This window comes from Bacillus capparidis (genome assembly GCF_017832095.1).
In the GTDB taxonomy this organism is placed as follows: Bacteria; Bacillota; Bacilli; order Bacillales; family Bacillaceae; genus Bacillus; species Bacillus gobiensis.
Window position 1 is genome coordinate 101,675 of sequence record NZ_JAFDST010000006.1, and the last position, 16,428, is coordinate 118,102.

The following is a 16,428-nucleotide window of genomic DNA, read 5'->3' on the forward strand; positions in this document are numbered from 1 at the left end:
CATGGCAAAGCTGTTAGAGTTAAAAGACGTCTCAAAAGTGATTCGAGGAAAACGAATTATTGATCGGCTCAATTTTGAAGTGAATGCCGGTGAGGTTTTCGGATTCCTTGGACCGAATGGTGCCGGGAAAACAACAACGATTCGAATGATGGTTGGTCATATGAAAATTTCTGAAGGCGAGATTATTATTTGCGGTGACAACATCGCTGCAAATTTTGAAAAAGCGGCGGCTCACATCGGTGCCATTGTTGAAAATCCGGAGCTTTATAAATTTCTTACAGGCTATCAAAATTTAAAACAATATGCCCGTATGACAAAAGGAGTGACTAAGGAAAAAATTGATGAGGTTGTTGAGCTGGTTGGCTTAAAGAAGCGGATTCATGACAAAGTAAAAACCTATTCACTTGGTATGAGGCAGCGGCTCGGGCTTGCTCAGGCCTTGCTTCATGACCCAAAAATATTAATCCTTGATGAACCGACAAACGGGCTCGATCCTGCCGGAATCAGAGAAATTCGTGATTATTTAAGAAGGCTGGCACGGGAAAAAGGAATAGCGGTTATTGTATCCAGTCATTTGCTTTCTGAAATGGAGCTGATGTGTGACAGGATTGCGATAATAAAAAATGGTAAATTACTAGATATCCAGAATGTCCATGAATTTACGAATGATCAAAAAGAAACGTTAGTGATTCTAGCCGATGATCCTGAGCAGGCATACAAAGCTGCAGAAATGTTTGGCGCCCTTGAACCATTACATACTGAAAACGGTATTCAGGTCGAGGCCTCTAAAGAAGCAATTCCGGATTTAATTTACCATCTGGTCAATGCAAATGTCCGACTATATGAAATAAAACGGGTCAACAAAACGCTTGAAGATCGTTTTCTTGAGATGACATCAGAGAGTAAGGAGGAAAAAGCTCATGCATAAGCTGATACTAAACGAGTGGATAAAGATTATCAAACGTCCCGGAACGATTGTCATGGCAGGATTGCTTCTCGTTTCGGTCATTGCTTTTGGAATAATGAACAGAACAACTGATCAAGCTGAGTCAAATCCGAATTGGAAACAGCAATTAACAGAGCAGAATAAAGAGATGAATACGGCTCTTAAAGAGGTAGGTGATTCAAATTCTCTCTTAAAACAAAACTACCAAAAAACGATTGCTATTAATGAGTACAGAATTGAAAATAATCTGCCTCCAGAGGGAGAATATACAGTCTGGTCGTTTTTAACTGATACGATGGGCTTTACAACGCTGGTTGGATTGTTTACGATCATCATTGCTTCAGGCATGGTTGCAAACGAGTTCAGCTGGGGAACGATTAAACTATTAATTATTCGGCCGATCGGTCGTTTTAAGCTATTACTATCGAAGTATATAACGGTTTTGACATTTGCCGTAGCGATGCTTGCGTTTCTATTTATCAGTACAGCGATTGTAGGTCTTATTTTCTTTGGAACAGGCGGTGAGAGTGCACCTTATCTAGCTTATCATGACGGCTCGGTTCAAGAAAAAAGCATGCTTCTGCATTTAATAACGAACTATTGCCTGCATTCCATCGACCTTTTCATGCTTTCGACAATGGCTTTTATGATTTCGTCAGTATTTCGAAACAATTCTTTGGCTAGCGGGATCAGCATCTTTCTCCTTGTCTTGGGAGGCACAGTAACCGGATTGCTTGCTATGAGATTTGATTGGGCGAAATACAGTCTGTTTGCCAACACGGATCTGACACAATACTTTGATGGAACCCCGTTAATAGAAGGAATGACTCTTGGTTTCTCCATTATCATGCTGATTATCTATTTTATTATCTTTATTGTTTTGGCATTTACTGTGTTTACCAAAAGAGACGTTGCAGCTTAACAAAGCAGGCTGTCTATAGGGGAGTTCATATGGGCTTTTGGTCTTTGGTTTCGATAAAAGTGTCATTACTCAGAGGAGTGGCTGCTGTAATTACTGGGGAAAAGAAAAAGGAAAAAGAAAAGAGTAAATAAGCAAGACTCCCGATCGAAATCGGGAGTCTTTTCATATGGATTAATCTGAAATTATGCTTTTGTAACGTTAGCAGCTTGAGGGCCACGGTTTCCTTCAACGATTTCGAAAGAAACAGATTGACCTTCTTCTAAAGTTTTGAAGCCTTCGCCTTGAATAGCAGAGAAGTGAACGAATACATCGTCTTGACCTTCAACTTCGATGAAACCGAAACCTTTTTCAGAATTGAACCATTTTACTTTACCTTCTAGCATGAAATTTCCTCCTAAAGCGATCATAACGCTTAAATTCACTATTCTTGCTCTAAAACAAACTTCCAAGACGAAAACTCTTTCAAAACTTTCTTCTTTAAAGATAGTTCGAACAAAAATAATTAACTTTACTTTATCAGGAATTTGTCAGAAATTCAACTATTATCGGTAATTTTTTCGAAAAATTTCTAGGCGTTTCTGTATAATTTATCCCTTATTATGGGGGCAAGATTTCCATTTGCAACGCCTTCACTAGCATATTCAATGCGAATTGCAATCTCCCCTGATCAAAGGTTCACTTTATCTGATTCTAATCGATGTGTATTTTGTTTCCAGATACTCTTCTATTCCGTAGTATCCGCCTTCCCGGCCGATTCCGCTTTCTTTCATTCCTCCAAAAGGAGCTTGAACCACTGAAGGGAGAGAATCGTTGACGCCGATAATGCCATAATCCAAGCCTTCACTTACTTTAATAGCATCGCTTAAATTATCCGTGTATAAATAGGCTGCCAGTCCATAAGGAGTATCATTAGCTCGCTTGATCACTTCATCAGCCGTTTGGAATCTGGCAATTGGAGCAACCGGTCCAAAGGTTTCTTCATTCATGCAGAGCATATCATCGTTTGCGTTCGAAATAACTACTGGGGGAACGAACAAATCACCGTCATTGATCGTTTGGTTATTATGATAATACAATTGACCTCCTTTTTCCTCTGCATCTTTTATATGGGATTGAACCTTTTTCTTCGCTTCATGATTAATAAGGGGACCGATCGTAACACCTTCTTCTAATCCGCTTCCGACTTTAAGGCCTGCAATTTTCTCGATCGTTTTTTGGACGAATTGTTCGTAGATTGAATCATGTACGTACACTCGGTTTGTACAGACGCAGGTTTGGCCGGCATTTCTGAATTTTGATTTAAGAAGCCCGTTGACAGCGAAACCTAGATCCGTATCTGGAAAAACAATAAAGGGCGCATGGCCGCCAAGCTCAAAAGAGACTTTTTTCACTGTTTGACTGGCGCCGCGCATTAAAATTTTTCCCACTTCGGTCGATCCGGTAAATGAGATTTTTCGTACACGAGGATCCTTTTGCCAGACTTCAGCTATTTCCTGTGCTTCTCCTAAAACTACGTTTAGGACACCTTTTGGAATTCCCGCTTCATGTGCAAGTTCTGCAAGCCTGAGGGCAGTAAGAGGAGTTTCTTCAGCCGGCTTAATCACGGCAGTACACCCTGCTGCAAGGGCGGGAGCAATTTTTCGTGTGATCATTGCTGCTGGAAAATTCCAAGGAGTAATCGCTGCAATGACTCCGATAGGCTGTTTAGTCACATAAATGCGTTTGTTTTTAAAAGAAGCAGGAATAATATCACCGTATACACGCTTTCCTTCCTCCGCATACCATTCCACAAAGTTGTTAGCATATTCTACTTCGCCAATCGCTTCTGGCAGCGGCTTTCCTTGCTCACTAGTCATTAGACGGCCGATGGATTCTTTGTGATCTTGTATGAGTGAGAACCATTTTTTTAAAATTTCTGAGCGTTCTTTTGCAGTCGCTTTTGACCATGTTAAAAACGCTTTATCAGCTGCATCAACTGCCGACTGCGCTTCTTCCTTTCCTCCAAAGGCAACGTCTGAAACGATATCGCCGGTAGCAGGATTATGTACAGATAGCTTGTTTTTTGTTGTGACCCAATCACCGTTGATATAAAGAGGCTTCATTAAAATCCCTCCACTACTTATTTAATTCCGATAATGAAATCAGAATATTTCGTATAGAGCTAAAGTAGTAGAATTCAAAGGGAATGTCAATGAAAAGGAATAAGTAAAATTCATGTGATTTCTTGCAATTTCCAAGTCAGTGCAATCCTTGAAAATGCAATCATAGTCAGCCGGCAACAGGTTAAAGTAATCTTTTTTTGGGAAGTTTGTTTTTCAAAACATACAGTTCCTTCCTTATCCATTATTTGCAAAGTAGCTACATCGGAAGGTGCATGAAGTTAATTTGTTAGGAATAAGGAAGGTAACCGGGAGTAAATTTGAGGTGTTCGGTTATAAACGGTTAATGCAAGCTTTCTTCTATTTCATCAACCATGTGAAGAATAGGTTCGTCATTTACAACATTCATGATCTCCGGGCTGACATGAATGGGGTTGGTTGATGAAATATTAACCGTTTTCAAATCTGCTTCTGTACGTAATCCATTTACTTTGCCTTCGAGCCAAGAATAGGCTTTTGCTGCTCCTTTTCTTGCTTCAGGAGACATGGCAGCAATAAAAGCAATAGTTGTAAGTAAGAGCGGTAACTGGTTAAAACCTGACCGTTTTTTAATCAAAATCTCAGCCTCCTTTTTTTGGCATAAACTTCATCCGAAATCCCCGTTGAATTTTATGTTTACCATTTGTATTGATCTTATACTGCAGCTTTATTTGAAATATTGTGCATAAAAAAGCTGGAATCTGAAAATCCTAAATACGAAAAGGAGGTTAACTAATGATAAACAAAAAATTAGCGCTATCAGCTATTTTAGTACCATTTATCCTCACTGCCGGCTGTGGAATGAATAATGCAGGGGATAACGGACGACGGGACAACAATCCTTATGAAAATGTAAATTACAGGGATATGAACAGACCGGATAACGTGGGCAATGATATGGCTGATGATAACCAAAATCAAGGTAACCAAAATCAAGGTAACCAAAATGAAGATAACCAAATGAAGGTTGCCGATGAAGCTGCTGACAAAGTGAATGAAGTGGAAGGCGTCGAAAACGCGACAGTTATCGTTACTGAAAATAACGCATTTGTTGCCGTAGCTTTAGAAGGAAATAAAGAAGGAAATATTACAGATGATGTAAAAAATAAAATTTCTGATAAAGTAAAATCAACCGACGAGAGCATCAATAACGTTTACGTCTCAGCGAATCCGGATTTCTTTGATCGCATGCAGGATTACGGAAATCGGATCAACCAAGGAGAACCGATTGCAGGATTCTTTGATGAGTTTGGAGAAACTGTACGCAGAGTTTTTCCTACAGCTGAATAACATCTTTGCTTTCCCTTTCACTTACGTGGAAGGGATTTTTTTGTCAAAACTGCTTCATCCATCATAAAATCATATAGAAAGGGAATATCAATTGTTTGAATTTGGGTATACAATAAAGATTAACCATATATTTTGTTCGTTGTAAACGGGGTGTTGAATTGGAAAAGTTCTTAAAAGTAACAGCAGTTATAATCTTATTAACGGGAGCAGTTTTACACATAATTCTTGCCTCACTTCCAATTCTGTTGGCGGCATTTACGGACGAAGGAGCACTGGTTAATGAAACAATATCGTTTCTAGAGGAATCTTATACAGAAGAGGAAATTAAGGAATCACTTGATATGATTCCATATCAGCATGTTAATGTGTATTATTCAGAAGAGGAAGAGGATATTCTTCCATTAACAGAGGAAACGCTTGATTATGCAATTGAAGTAAATCGAAATCTATTAGACTATCATCCTCCTGAAGATGATACTCTTGATTTAATTTTTTTTGAAAATAGGGGACAGATGGAGAGATTCTCCAACCTGCGGGATATTTCCGGGTTTTATTCCGAGCAAAATCAGCTAATCGGCCTTTTGCCGGAAGAAAAGGAAAAACTGGCCTCAGAAGAAGAGTTTTCTGTATATTTATATCAACGTATCCTTATTCATGAATATACGCATTATGCTCTCCATCAAAAATTAAGGGAAATAAATGTGGACCCGGAGGAAATGCCGTTATGGTTTCATGAAGGGGTTGCGGAGTGGATAGCAAATTATGAAATTGAGTTGGAGCCTATGGATCTTTCTCCTGTGCCTTTTGAAAAATTAATGACCGACGAAGATTGGCAAAATTCCCGGTTTGATTATTCAACTGATATTTATTTGCAGAGCTACTATATGATTAATGAGCTTGTGGAAAGCTTTGGAGAAGACATTTTACTTTCCATTATTAATGAAACGAGGACGAACGGAGATTTTAATAAAGCTTTTCAAGAGGCTACGAATGAATCTTTGAAGGATTTTGAAAAATTATTTATACAAGAATATTCTACAGAAGAAAAAACGGCACAAGAAATGAATCTTGATGCCGTTTCTTAGTTAATGCAAGGTTCCTTGATTCGAGCCTGCGTTCGGCATTTGTGGATTGCCGTTTGCAGGGGCAAAAGAGGCGGTTGCTTTTTGCATATCCTCTGGTGAAAGCTGTGGGACTTGGTAATACTCATGTTTATTTTGATACAAAAAGATTTCGTAGGCCATTTCAATATAATTTGGAATTTGATCTGCTACAACTCTTCGCACGACAGGATTGGTTGACTCAAGAGCTGCCATGGTTAGCATGGTAGTTTGTGATTTGATTAATCCAAGCATATGGCCGCTTAGTCCTGCGTCTTTTACTTCAGATAATGATTGGCAAGGTTTTTTTGGCTGGGCAGCCTTAATTCCATATGTGACTTGGCGATCTTGTTTCATCATGTAGGTTGAAGTTTCTTGGGCAGGTTTCCTTCCTGTTTTGAAGCATTCAACCGTAATGTTATAATGATTTGAGATAAACTGGTATTGACGGTCCAACATGTCGAGAAGCTCCGGATCCTTTACGTATTGTCTGAACATTATATATTGATCCAGTACACTTATCATACCTGACAACACTTCTTGTAAATCAAAAACCTCATGTCCGCCATGATTCATAGGCATATTCTGTTGATTCATGTTTATTTGCTGATTTTGCTGCTGCATTTTGTCATATTCCACCTTTCAAGAGAGTAACATGAATATTGTAGGAAAATTCCTACGGAAGTATTCCTACTAAAATAAGGCAAAAAAAAGTTTATAGGTAATAGTAATTATTCCGTTTTTTTTGGAAGGTTTTTTTTATTGCCTGACGAATTGGTAGAGCAAATAATTTAATATGGGCGGGTGGAATTATGCATGAAGAACTTTTGAACTTTATGCCGGAAAATCAAAAACTAACACCTTCTTCTATAATTATTGGTATCGGGGTTTCGGTTGAACGACTCGATGCACTATTTGACTATTTTAAGGATGTTAAGCCGCTACACAGTCTTTCATACATTGTTGTCCAAACACCCTCTGTAAAACATAAAGGATTTACCGCCAGCCTGATGGAAAAATACCTTTCGCTGAATGTGGAAATGGCTGAACAAGGTTCTGCCATTATGGCAAACACGGTCTACCTCAGTCCCCCAGAACATTATGTTGAGATTCTTGAAAATAAAACAATAAAGCTTACTCCTTATACCATCATTGAAAACAATCACTTTCCAATTAATGTACTTTTAAAATCTCTTGCGAAAACTCAAAAAGAAAAAGCAATTGCAATCGTTCTGCCCGGTAAAGAGAGAGACGGATTTGAAGGGTTGAAGATCGTTCATCAGTACAATGGATTCAGTACCGTGCAGGATGCTGCTGGGGCATCAATGTACTCTTTTGCCAATGTTTTTGCGGCTCCCGAAAACATAGCCGGATATATTAATCAGCTGCATGAATCAATGGATGATTATGATTCATTCTCAGAGGGGGCAATAGATCAAATCCTGTATAAAATTCAAAATCAAAATGGAGTTGATTTTTCGATGTATAAGAAAAAAAGTATACTCCGCCGTATTGAGAGAAGAATGAAATTACTTGGCCATCCGTTAGAGACATTAGATGAATATATGATTTTTATATTGGATCATCCAGAAGAATTACAAAGGCTGCATGACGATTTATTGAACGGGATTACACACTTTTTCAGAGATGAAGAATTTTTTTATCAACTGAGAAAGACTTATATTCCAAAGATTATTGAAAACAACATAAAGAAAGACAAACAAACCTGCAGAATATGGATAGCAGGATGTTCGACGGGTGAAGAAGCTTACTCGTATGCCATCCTTTTTAGTGAAGAGCTTGAAAAGCGTAAATTGGACATGGATTTACAAATTTTTGCAACCGATATTAATCGCAGGTCAATACAAAAAGCGAGCAAAGGAAGCTACACAGAAAATGAGGTTTCTTCGATTCCATCCGATTGGCTGAAAAAATATTTTGACAAAACAGGGCAGCGCTATTCAGTGAAGAAAATTCTGCGTAATCACATCATCTTTGCTCCCCACAATTTAATAAGAGATACCCCTTTTGTTAATTTGGACTTCATCAGCTGCCGTAATGTAATGATTTACTTTCAAAGAAAATTGCAGGAAAAGGCGCTTTCTTTGTTCCATTTTTCTCTCTGTGATGGAGGATTATTAGTTCTTGGACCCAGTGAGACTATCGGTAATCAGTCCGAAGTTTATCAGCCTGTAGATTGGAAATGGAAAATATTCAAAAACTCATTTTATGATCAGAAAGCAAAACGGAACCGCTTTCATCTAAACGCTCTCGAAGCAGGGAAAGCGTTGGCCAATACGTTTGAAAATATAGATGAGCGAAAAAATCTGCAATTGGATGAACTGTATCTCTCACTAATCGATCAATTTTTGAACCCTTTTTTGATTATCAATGATCAAGAAGAAATTATTGCATCTTCTCCAAATGCGAGTCAGTTTTTAAAGACTCCGGCTGGCAGTCCATCGAACAGCATCTATAGTAGGCTATCCGCCGATTTATCTGTCCCAATCAGTTCAGCCTTGAAGAAAATCAAAGATCATAAATCAGAAATCAGACGTAATCATATTAAGGTCACGATTAATGGCGCTCCCGTATTTGTTGAGATTACAGTCCGCAGATTCAAATTCAATGTGCGTCATTATCCTTTATACGTATTGTTTATTCATAAAGAATTGGAAGGAATAAAAACGAATAAAAAAGAATTTTTGATGTTAGATCAGGAAATTTATCCGAATCATTGTATTCAGAAATTAGAAATGTTAATTAACGAAACAAACTCCAAGCTGCAAACAACAATAGAAGAGCTTGAAATTTCAAATGATGAACTTCGATCCACCAACGAAAAATTAATCGCTGACAATGAAGAGCTCCAAACATCAAATGAAGAACTTCAGGTTGTAAACGAAGATTTGATGACCGTAAATGGAAATTTCGAGAAAAAGATTGAAGAGCTTTCCTCAACCGCGGGTGAAATGGAAAAAATGCTGATAAACTCTAATATCGCAACTGTTTTCTTGGATAATGAATACAACATTAAACTATTTACTTCTGAAGCAGCAAATGTTTTTCATTTAATTGACCGTGATGTTGGAAGACCTATTTACCACATTGCCAGCCGGTTAAATTATCGCGAGTTTCTTGACGACGCGAAAAAGGCATTAAACGAGATGAAAACGATTCAAAAAGAGGTGGAAGCTGACAATAAGGACATATATATTGTCAAAATGATTCCGAATTTGTCAAATGGAACCAAAGCGGACGGACTTGTCATTCTTTTAGTCAATATAACTGATCTTAAAGCTACAAACAAAGCCTTGCAAGTTGGTTCACATAGGATTGAACACAGCAATTCAAGCATTGTGGTTGCATCTCCGAGTGGAAGAATTAAATACGTCAATATTAATTTCTGTTCGATTTTAGGAAAAGAGCAATTTGAAATCATTGGACAAAACATATTTGATATTTATCAAAATTCCTTCAAAGTACATGAATTTAAGGACCATTGGGACCATGTGCTTAAACATAAAAGCTGGACCGGCGAAGAATACTCTCAAGGGAGAAACGGCACAGACTTATGGGAAAAGGTTTCCTTTATTACTCTCGAGGATAATGAAGGAAATATCCAGCAAATTATGCGGGTCGCAGAGGATATTACCCATCAAAAGAATTCGGAAAAAATGCTGATGAAATCAGAAATGCTTTCTGCTATCGGACAGCTGGCAGCAGGAATTGCCCATGAAATCAGAAATCCGCTGACATCCTTAAAAGGCTTTCTGCAGCTTATGATTCAAAGCAATACGTATCACAAGGAATATGCAGAGGTAATGCAATCGGAATTTATTCGGCTGGAGTCAATTATCAATGAGTTTTTATTTTTATCCAAAACCAAATCATCCAAGTTTGAGACTATATGTGTGAACGACATTATCGAAGATGTTTATTTGATATTAGAAGCACAGGCAATGCTTAAGGGCGTTCGTATAACAAAAGCGCTTTGCCAGGATGTAAATGAGGTTCGTGCAGTTCCATCCGAACTCAAGCAGGTGTTTTTAAACATTTTAAAAAATGCAATCGAGGCAATGGAAGAGCTTGAAGGTGAAATATTGATTCAATCGAAGGGTGAAGAAGACCGTGTATTGATTATGATTAAAGACCAAGGGAAGGGAATTTCGAAGGATTTTCTTGATAAGCTTGGTGAACCTTTTTATACAACGAAAGAAAAAGGAACAGGGCTTGGTCTGATGGTTACAATGAGAATCATTGAAAGCCATAAAGGAGAAATCATTTTTGAGAGTGAAGAAGACCAGGGGACAACAGTGAAAATTTACCTTCCTTGCTTGTAAGAAAAGCCGCATGGATCCGCTGCGGCTTTCTTTTTATACATAATTTTAATTTTTTTTATGAAACTATGGAAAAGGAGGATGCAGGCATGAACACGTTAATTGTCATCGCACACCCTAATCCATCAAGCTTTAATTATTCTCTTTTGGATCGTGTCACGCATTATCTGGAGGAGTTAAATTACAATGTTTGCGTGAGGGATCTGTACAAGCTAAAGTTTAATCCCGTCCTTATGAAGGATAATTACCAGACCTTTTCTCAATCAGAAGTCGAGCAAGAAATTCTTGAGGAACAAAAATTTATTATTGATGCTGATTTGCTTGTGTATATTTTTCCCACCTGGTGGTCAGGCTTGCCTGCCATCTTAAAAGGGTATTTTGACAGGGTCTTCACAAACGGCTTCGCATTTAATATGACAAAAGATGGATTGAACGGTTTGCTGAACGATAAAAGAGCAATTATTTTTCAAACAACAGGCCAGCCTGAGAAAATTGCGAAACAGCTTCAGCTCGTAAAATCAATGGGAAACTCGATTGATCTGGGCATTCTTGCTAGATGCGGCATTGAAGTCATCATTCATAAATATTTCTACTCCGTCCCTTTTATAGATCATGAAGAACGAAGAAAAATGCTGCTTGAGGTTGAACCGATTATAAATCTTCTCCAAAAGGAATCATAATATAAAGTTTACATTTTCCTGCTATTTCTGTGCCTTCTCTTTTGGTATACTTTAGAAAAAAGTTACATAGGAGACTTGCTTTGACATGAAAAAAATGAAAGTCTTTTCCCTTTTGTTAATTGCTTGCGGCCTTGCTTTTGCAGGTTATGGAATATGGAAGATCGTTGATGGAAATATTAAAACAGGTGAATCAATGGCTCAAGCAAAAGAAGTCATTAATAAACCGTCCGGCAAGGAAAACACAGTTGAATCCTTTACTCCAACTATGGGTGATGCTGTGGGGATACTGAGCATTCCTCGTCTTGAAACGGAGCTTCCGATCGTTGAAGGGACTGATCCCGATGATCTTGAAAAAGGAGTCGGCCATTACAAAGGAAGCTTTTATCCCGACCAGAACGGCCAGATTGTTATGTCTGGGCATAGAGATACAGTATTCCGGCGGACGGGAGAACTGGAAATCGGTGATTCATTGAAAATTCAGCTTTCCTATGGGACTTTCGAATACAAAATTACCGATACGAAAATTGTCGACCAGAATGATACCTCTGTCATTACTCTGCAACATGAGAAGGAAGAACTAATATTAACGACGTGCTATCCATTTTCCTATGTTGGCAATGCTCCTGAAAGATACATCATATACGCAGAACGGAAATAGGTTAAAAAGTTGACCGAAGAAAAGGGATGATTCTTCAGGTCAACTTTTGTAAATGTAATGGTGTACCTGTGATTTTTGAAATTCATGTGCAATATCTCTTATATTAAAAAAATCGTGTCCATGTCTTTAGGAGGAGGCGCATGGATGAAAAGTTCCTCCTTAGTGATTGGATGGATAAAGCTTATGCTTTCGGAGTGAAGCGCCTGCCTTTTTATCCACCTTTCAGACCCTCCGTATAATGTATCACCAGCCAGCGGATGACCGATGAAACTGCTGTGGACTCTAATTTGGTGAGTTCTTCCTGTGTCCAGCTGAAGCTCGAGAAGCGAAAGGTCCTTTTTTTCGTCATAACCCTTAACGATAAAGTTTGTGACCGCGGATTGACCTGTTTGGGACACCCGTCTTCTTACAGAGTGATAGCGGTCACGCCCGATCGGCTGATCAATTTTCCCCCTGGCATTCTTTAGCTTGCCTTCTGCTATGGCAAGGTAGGTTCGCTTTATCTGTTTCTTGGCCATTTGTTGATCCAATAATGCCAGTGCCAGGCGATGCTTGGCAAACACAATAGCGCCAGATGTATCTTGGTCAAGACGATGGACGTGGCGAATGCGTCTTTCTTCGCCATTCATTTGAAAATAAAAGGCGATCAAATTGGCTAAAGTTCCGGTTTGTCCGGCTTCATTCGGATGGGTTGCCAGCCCCGCCGGCTTGTTAATAACAATCAAGTGGTCATCCTCAAACAATACAGGCAGATCCCCATATTCAGGCACAACATCAAATGGCTCATTTTCATAAAAATCAATTGAAATGCTGTCGTTTTCATTCAGTTGGGCATTATGACTAACAAATGATTGGTTTTGCTTAATTTTTCGATTAGCAATCCAGTATTGAATTAATTTTTTGGAAGCACAGGCTTGAGCTGCCAGAAAAGTAAAAAGCATCGACCCTGCATCCTTCTCGGAAACAGCGAAATAGATGCTTCTTCCAATTTGTTGCATTTTTTTCTCTCCTTTCATTGAATGGCAAGGAAACACTTACCTCTCTACTTTGTCTATGTATGTATGCTATCCTTTAAACGAATTAGAGACGGAAGGCAGGCGTACCATTATGAAGGTTGTAATCGCTGCGACAGAAGAGCAGCAAAAATACATTGAGGAAATGATAAGCAAGTTCTATTCACATATATTCACACGTAGCTACACGGCTAATGAAATAGCTGCATTTAAAAAGCAAGGGGTGCTCAATTTATCGGAAAGCCAGTATAATGGAACAATGGATGAGGCTTTGCAAATCATCTCTTGCCTGCAAACAATTTATATTTTGCTCGAAGAAAACTGCGAACCGCAAAATTCAAATGAGCTTGACCTCCATCGGTTGGAGTGGAATTTCAACAAGCTTCGGTCCTTTGGATTACAATTTCCATATTCCAGTGAAAGCATACATAGCGGAAAACAGCATATTCATTAACCCAAATGGATTCAACTTCCTCTATATTACTCGAGGTTACGTACATACTATAGCATGAAAGGGGTGCTATAGATGACAAAAGTAAGTGAATCTATGTCAAAAAACGTAATTTCAGTATCTTCCAACCAAACAGTGAAGGAAGCGGCTGAATTAATGGATCAGCATAAAATTGGAGCAATTCCGGTTGTAGATGACGGTGTGTTAAAAGGTATGATAACCGACCGTGATATTACAACAAGATCAATCGCCGGAGATCACCAAAACAATGCGCCTATTTCAGAAGTGATGACATCAGACATCATTTCAGGGAACCCGGATATGAGCCTTGAGGAAGCGTCGGAGCTTATGTCAAGTAAGCAAATCAGAAGGCTTCCGATTGTAGAAAACAATCATTTAATCGGAATCGTCGCACTGGGCGACTTATCTGTCAACCAGATGTCGAACAATTCTGCCGGAGAGGCTCTGTCAAACATATCCGATCATGAAAATGCTCAGTAACCATAAAGACCTGCCTTTTTATAGGCGGGCTTTTTCTTTAGAAATAATTTTGAATGTGAATAAAAGTAGGGTATATTTTATTAAGAAGCAAGCAAGGAGGGTCTAGATGTTTAAAGCTGTAATATTTGACTTTGATGGACTTATTTTAGATACGGAAACAGCAGAGTACGAAGTTCTTCAGGAAATATTTGAAGAACACGGCGCGACTCTTCCTCTTTCTGTATGGGGAAAGGTAGTTGGCACGATTTCTGATTTTCATCCCTTCACTTATTTACAAGAACAAGCAAAAACGAAGCTGGACCTTGATTCCTTTACGGAATCACGCAGGACCCGTTATTTTAAAAAAATGGAGTCCCAAATCGAACGGCCCGGCGTCAAAGACTATTTGCTAGTAGCAAAAGATCTCGGGCTAAAAATCGGTTTGGCATCAAGCTCTGATTATAAATGGGTGTCGGATTATTTGAAGAGCCTTAAGCTTTATGATTTCTTTGAATGCATACGTACAGCGGATGACGTTGAAGAAGTGAAGCCCAATCCCGAGCTATACTTGCAGACGGCAGCTTGCTTAGGAGTCGATCCGAACGAATGCTTAGTCTTTGAAGATTCAGTCAACGGTTTGCTGGCAGCCAAAAGAGCAGGTATGAAATGTGTCATCGTCCCTAACAGTGTCACTAAGGATTTGGAATTCGGCGAATTTGACCATCGGCTGGAGTCTATGGCAGAAATGGAATTAAAGGAACTGATCGAAACATTACGTTAAAATGAACCTTCTAACATTGGTGGGAGGATAAACGAAATGATATAAGGAGGAACGAGGTTGTCAGAAAAACTAGATCTTAAACGATTTGAAAAGAAAGTGATCATTCGGCAAATTGAAAAAAAAGACATATATAATATTATTAAGCTGCAATCCCTCTGTTTCCCCGGGATGGAGCCATGGAAAATCGAACATTTGGAGAGCCATATTGAACATTTTCCAGAAGGTCAAATTTGTACGGAGTTTGAAGGGGAAATTATCGGATCATGCTCAAGCCTGCTATTGAACTTTGATGAGTTCGACGATCGGCACACGTGGCAGGACATTACAGATAACGGATATATTACGAATCATAATCCAGAAGGCTACAATATGTATGGCATTGAAATTATGGTGCATCCTGATTATCGAGGAATGAAGATCGGACACAGACTTTATGAAGCAAGGAAGGATCTTGCCAGAAGGTTAAATCTGAAAAGCATTATTATTGGCGGACGAATCCCAAAATACCATAAGTATGCAAATGAAATGTCTCCGAGAGAATATGTAGATGAAGTCATTCGCCAACAAATTTATGATCCGGTTTTATCGTTTCAACTGATGAATGAATTCAGGCTTATGAGGATCAATCCGAACTATCTTCCGGATGATAAAGCTTCAAATAGCTACGCAACTTTAATGGAATGGAACAACGTGGATTATCATCCGAAATCGAAGCGGTATTTTAAAACTGCATTTCCAGTTCGAATTTGTGTCATTCAATATGAGATGAAGCAGATTTATTCATTTGAAGAATTTGCAAACCAAGTGGAATACTACGCCGATGTAGCGTCAGACGCGGGCTCCGACTTTGCCGTTTATCCTGAAATTTTCACAACCCAGCTGATGTCTTTTCTGGAAGAACGGTCACCAAGCAGGGCTGTCCAAAGAATCACTGAGTATACAGAGGACTATATCAAACTATTTACTGATTTAGCCGTAAAGTACAATATCAATTTAATCGGCGGCTCCCACTTTGTTGAAGAGGATGGGAAAGTCTATAATATTGCCTATTTGTTCAGAAGAGACGGAACGATTGAGAAGCAATATAAGCTTCATATTACTCCGAACGAGCAGAAATGGTGGGGAATCAGTGCCGGAGACCAAGTGAAGGTGTTTGATACAGACTGCGGCAGGATTGCGATTCAAATTTGCTATGATATTGAATTTCCTGAGCTTGCCCGCATAGCGACAGATCGAGGCGCGAAAATTATTTTTACTCCTTTCTGTACAGAAGATCGCCAAGGGTACTTAAGAGTCAGATATTGCGCACAGGCAAGGGCTGTCGAAAACCAAATTTATACGGTGATATCCGGGACAGTAGGTAATTTGCCGCAAACAGAAAACATGGATATTCAGTACGCGCAATCTGCAATTTTTGCCCCTTCCGATTTTGAATTTGCAAGAGACGGCATCGTTGGAGAATGCAATCCGAATATCGAAATGGTTGTCATCGGAGATGTTGATTTAGAAATCTTGAGGCGGCAGCGCCAGGATGGAACCGTCCGCCAGCTGAAAGATAGAAGACATGATATTTACAGGATTAATTACAAAAAATAAGCGCGGAACTGTGTACAGTTCCGTCTTTTTTTG

16 protein-coding genes are annotated in these 16,428 nt (G+C 39.0%); 11 read left to right on the forward strand and 5 right to left on the reverse strand.

What is annotated here, in order from left to right; all coding sequences use genetic code 11:
- Position 1: 1 nt before the first annotated feature.
- Both JOC74_RS19805 and JOC74_RS19810 read left to right on the forward strand, forming a co-directional pair.
- Positions 2-928, forward strand: coding sequence for an ABC transporter ATP-binding protein (locus tag JOC74_RS19805; protein ID WP_053602241.1), 927 nt, complete (start codon positions 2-4; stop codon positions 926-928).
- Positions 921-1,868, forward strand: a complete 948-nt coding sequence (locus tag JOC74_RS19810) for an ABC transporter permease (protein WP_053602242.1) — start codon at positions 921-923, stop codon at positions 1,866-1,868. Before JOC74_RS19805 ends, JOC74_RS19810 begins: the two co-directional genes overlap by 8 nt.
- 182 nt (positions 1,869-2,050) lie before the next feature.
- Here the strand turns inward: JOC74_RS19810 and cspB are convergent, their stop codons facing one another.
- The 3 genes from cspB to JOC74_RS19825 form a co-directional block, all read right to left on the reverse strand.
- Positions 2,051-2,251, reverse strand: coding sequence for a cold shock-like protein CspB (cspB, locus tag JOC74_RS19815; protein ID WP_003155376.1), 201 nt, complete (start codon positions 2,249-2,251; stop codon positions 2,051-2,053).
- Between the two features lie 297 nt (positions 2,252-2,548).
- Positions 2,549-3,970 (reverse strand): NAD-dependent succinate-semialdehyde dehydrogenase, encoded by a 1,422-nt coding sequence (locus tag JOC74_RS19820; RefSeq protein ID WP_053602243.1) that lies wholly within the window; start codon positions 3,968-3,970, stop codon positions 2,549-2,551.
- Positions 3,971-4,310: 340 nt separating this feature from the next.
- The gene (locus JOC74_RS19825; protein ID WP_053602244.1) at positions 4,311-4,583 is read right to left on the reverse strand and encodes a hypothetical protein; all 273 of its coding nucleotides are present in this window, start codon (positions 4,581-4,583) and stop codon (positions 4,311-4,313) included.
- Positions 4,584-4,741: 158 nt separating this feature from the next.
- Between JOC74_RS19825 and JOC74_RS19830 the strand changes: the two genes are divergently transcribed.
- Positions 4,742-5,296 (forward strand): YhcN/YlaJ family sporulation lipoprotein, encoded by a 555-nt coding sequence (locus JOC74_RS19830; RefSeq protein ID WP_053602245.1) that lies wholly within the window; start codon positions 4,742-4,744, stop codon positions 5,294-5,296.
- 158 nt (positions 5,297-5,454) lie between these two features.
- Positions 5,455-6,381 carry a collagenase gene (locus JOC74_RS19835; protein ID WP_053602246.1) on the forward strand — a complete coding sequence of 309 codons (927 nt, stop codon included), beginning with the start codon at positions 5,455-5,457 and terminating at the stop codon, positions 6,379-6,381.
- On the opposite strand, the gene JOC74_RS19840 is transcribed toward JOC74_RS19835, so the two are convergent.
- Positions 6,382-7,020 carry a spore coat protein gene (locus JOC74_RS19840; protein ID WP_053602247.1) on the reverse strand — a complete coding sequence of 213 codons (639 nt, stop codon included), beginning with the start codon at positions 7,018-7,020 and terminating at the stop codon, positions 6,382-6,384.
- A 188-nt stretch (positions 7,021-7,208) separates the two neighbouring features.
- Between JOC74_RS19840 and JOC74_RS19845 the strand changes: the two genes are divergently transcribed.
- The 3 genes from JOC74_RS19845 to srtD all read left to right on the forward strand — a co-directional run bounded on the left by JOC74_RS19845 (position 7,209) and on the right by srtD (position 12,074).
- Positions 7,209-10,739 carry a CheR family methyltransferase gene (locus tag JOC74_RS19845; RefSeq protein WP_211086294.1) on the forward strand — a complete coding sequence of 1,177 codons (3,531 nt, stop codon included), beginning with the start codon at positions 7,209-7,211 and terminating at the stop codon, positions 10,737-10,739.
- Positions 10,740-10,825: 86 nt separating this feature from the next.
- Complete coding sequence (locus JOC74_RS19850) at positions 10,826-11,416, forward strand: NAD(P)H-dependent oxidoreductase (RefSeq protein ID WP_158320283.1); 591 nt, start codon at positions 10,826-10,828, stop codon at positions 11,414-11,416.
- Positions 11,417-11,501: 85 nt separating this feature from the next.
- Positions 11,502-12,074 carry a class D sortase, LPxTATN-specific gene (srtD, locus tag JOC74_RS19855; protein WP_053602250.1) on the forward strand — a complete coding sequence of 191 codons (573 nt, stop codon included), beginning with the start codon at positions 11,502-11,504 and terminating at the stop codon, positions 12,072-12,074.
- Positions 12,075-12,172: 98 nt separating this feature from the next.
- Here srtD and JOC74_RS19860 read toward each other — a convergent pair whose 3' ends face one another.
- Positions 12,173-13,072, reverse strand: coding sequence for an RluA family pseudouridine synthase (locus tag JOC74_RS19860; protein ID WP_053602251.1), 900 nt, complete (start codon positions 13,070-13,072; stop codon positions 12,173-12,175).
- A gap of 109 nt (positions 13,073-13,181) precedes the next feature.
- Between JOC74_RS19860 and JOC74_RS19865 the strand changes: the two genes are divergently transcribed.
- From JOC74_RS19865 to JOC74_RS19880, 4 genes are all read left to right on the forward strand, one after another.
- Positions 13,182-13,541 carry a DUF5365 family protein gene (locus tag JOC74_RS19865; protein ID WP_053602252.1) on the forward strand — a complete coding sequence of 120 codons (360 nt, stop codon included), beginning with the start codon at positions 13,182-13,184 and terminating at the stop codon, positions 13,539-13,541.
- 72 nt (positions 13,542-13,613) lie between these two features.
- Positions 13,614-14,039 carry a CBS domain-containing protein gene (locus JOC74_RS19870; protein WP_053602253.1) on the forward strand — a complete coding sequence of 142 codons (426 nt, stop codon included), beginning with the start codon at positions 13,614-13,616 and terminating at the stop codon, positions 14,037-14,039.
- A gap of 106 nt (positions 14,040-14,145) precedes the next feature.
- Positions 14,146-14,799 carry an HAD family hydrolase gene (locus JOC74_RS19875; RefSeq protein ID WP_053602254.1) on the forward strand — a complete coding sequence of 218 codons (654 nt, stop codon included), beginning with the start codon at positions 14,146-14,148 and terminating at the stop codon, positions 14,797-14,799.
- 57 nt (positions 14,800-14,856) lie between these two features.
- Positions 14,857-16,395 carry a bifunctional GNAT family N-acetyltransferase/carbon-nitrogen hydrolase family protein gene (locus tag JOC74_RS19880; RefSeq protein ID WP_053602255.1) on the forward strand — a complete coding sequence of 513 codons (1,539 nt, stop codon included), beginning with the start codon at positions 14,857-14,859 and terminating at the stop codon, positions 16,393-16,395.
- Positions 16,396-16,428: the final 33 nt, after the last annotated feature.

Excerpts from the sequence above, each read along its gene's own strand:
- JOC74_RS19865 (WP_053602252.1), top strand. The coding sequence starts at position 13,182 with ATGAAGGTTGTAATCGCTGCGACAGAAGAGCAGCAAAAATACATTGAG.
- srtD (WP_053602250.1), top strand. The coding sequence starts at position 11,502 with ATGAAAAAAATGAAAGTCTTTTCCCTTTTGTTAATTGCTTGCGGCCTT.
- JOC74_RS19840 (WP_053602247.1), bottom strand. The coding sequence starts at position 7,020 with ATGCAGCAGCAAAATCAGCAAATAAACATGAATCAACAGAATATGCCT.
- JOC74_RS19860 (WP_053602251.1), bottom strand. The coding sequence starts at position 13,072 with ATGCAACAAATTGGAAGAAGCATCTATTTCGCTGTTTCCGAGAAGGAT.
- JOC74_RS19870 (WP_053602253.1), top strand. The coding sequence starts at position 13,614 with ATGACAAAAGTAAGTGAATCTATGTCAAAAAACGTAATTTCAGTATCT.
- JOC74_RS19830 (WP_053602245.1), top strand. The coding sequence starts at position 4,742 with ATGATAAACAAAAAATTAGCGCTATCAGCTATTTTAGTACCATTTATC.
- cspB (WP_003155376.1), bottom strand. The coding sequence starts at position 2,251 with ATGCTAGAAGGTAAAGTAAAATGGTTCAATTCTGAAAAAGGTTTCGGT.
- JOC74_RS19845 (WP_211086294.1), top strand. The coding sequence starts at position 7,209 with ATGCATGAAGAACTTTTGAACTTTATGCCGGAAAATCAAAAACTAACA.
- JOC74_RS19810 (WP_053602242.1), top strand. The coding sequence starts at position 921 with ATGCATAAGCTGATACTAAACGAGTGGATAAAGATTATCAAACGTCCC.
- JOC74_RS19805 (WP_053602241.1), top strand. The coding sequence starts at position 2 with ATGGCAAAGCTGTTAGAGTTAAAAGACGTCTCAAAAGTGATTCGAGGA.
- JOC74_RS19850 (WP_158320283.1), top strand. The coding sequence starts at position 10,826 with ATGAACACGTTAATTGTCATCGCACACCCTAATCCATCAAGCTTTAAT.
- JOC74_RS19820 (WP_053602243.1), bottom strand. The coding sequence starts at position 3,970 with ATGAAGCCTCTTTATATCAACGGTGATTGGGTCACAACAAAAAACAAG.
- JOC74_RS19875 (WP_053602254.1), top strand. The coding sequence starts at position 14,146 with ATGTTTAAAGCTGTAATATTTGACTTTGATGGACTTATTTTAGATACG.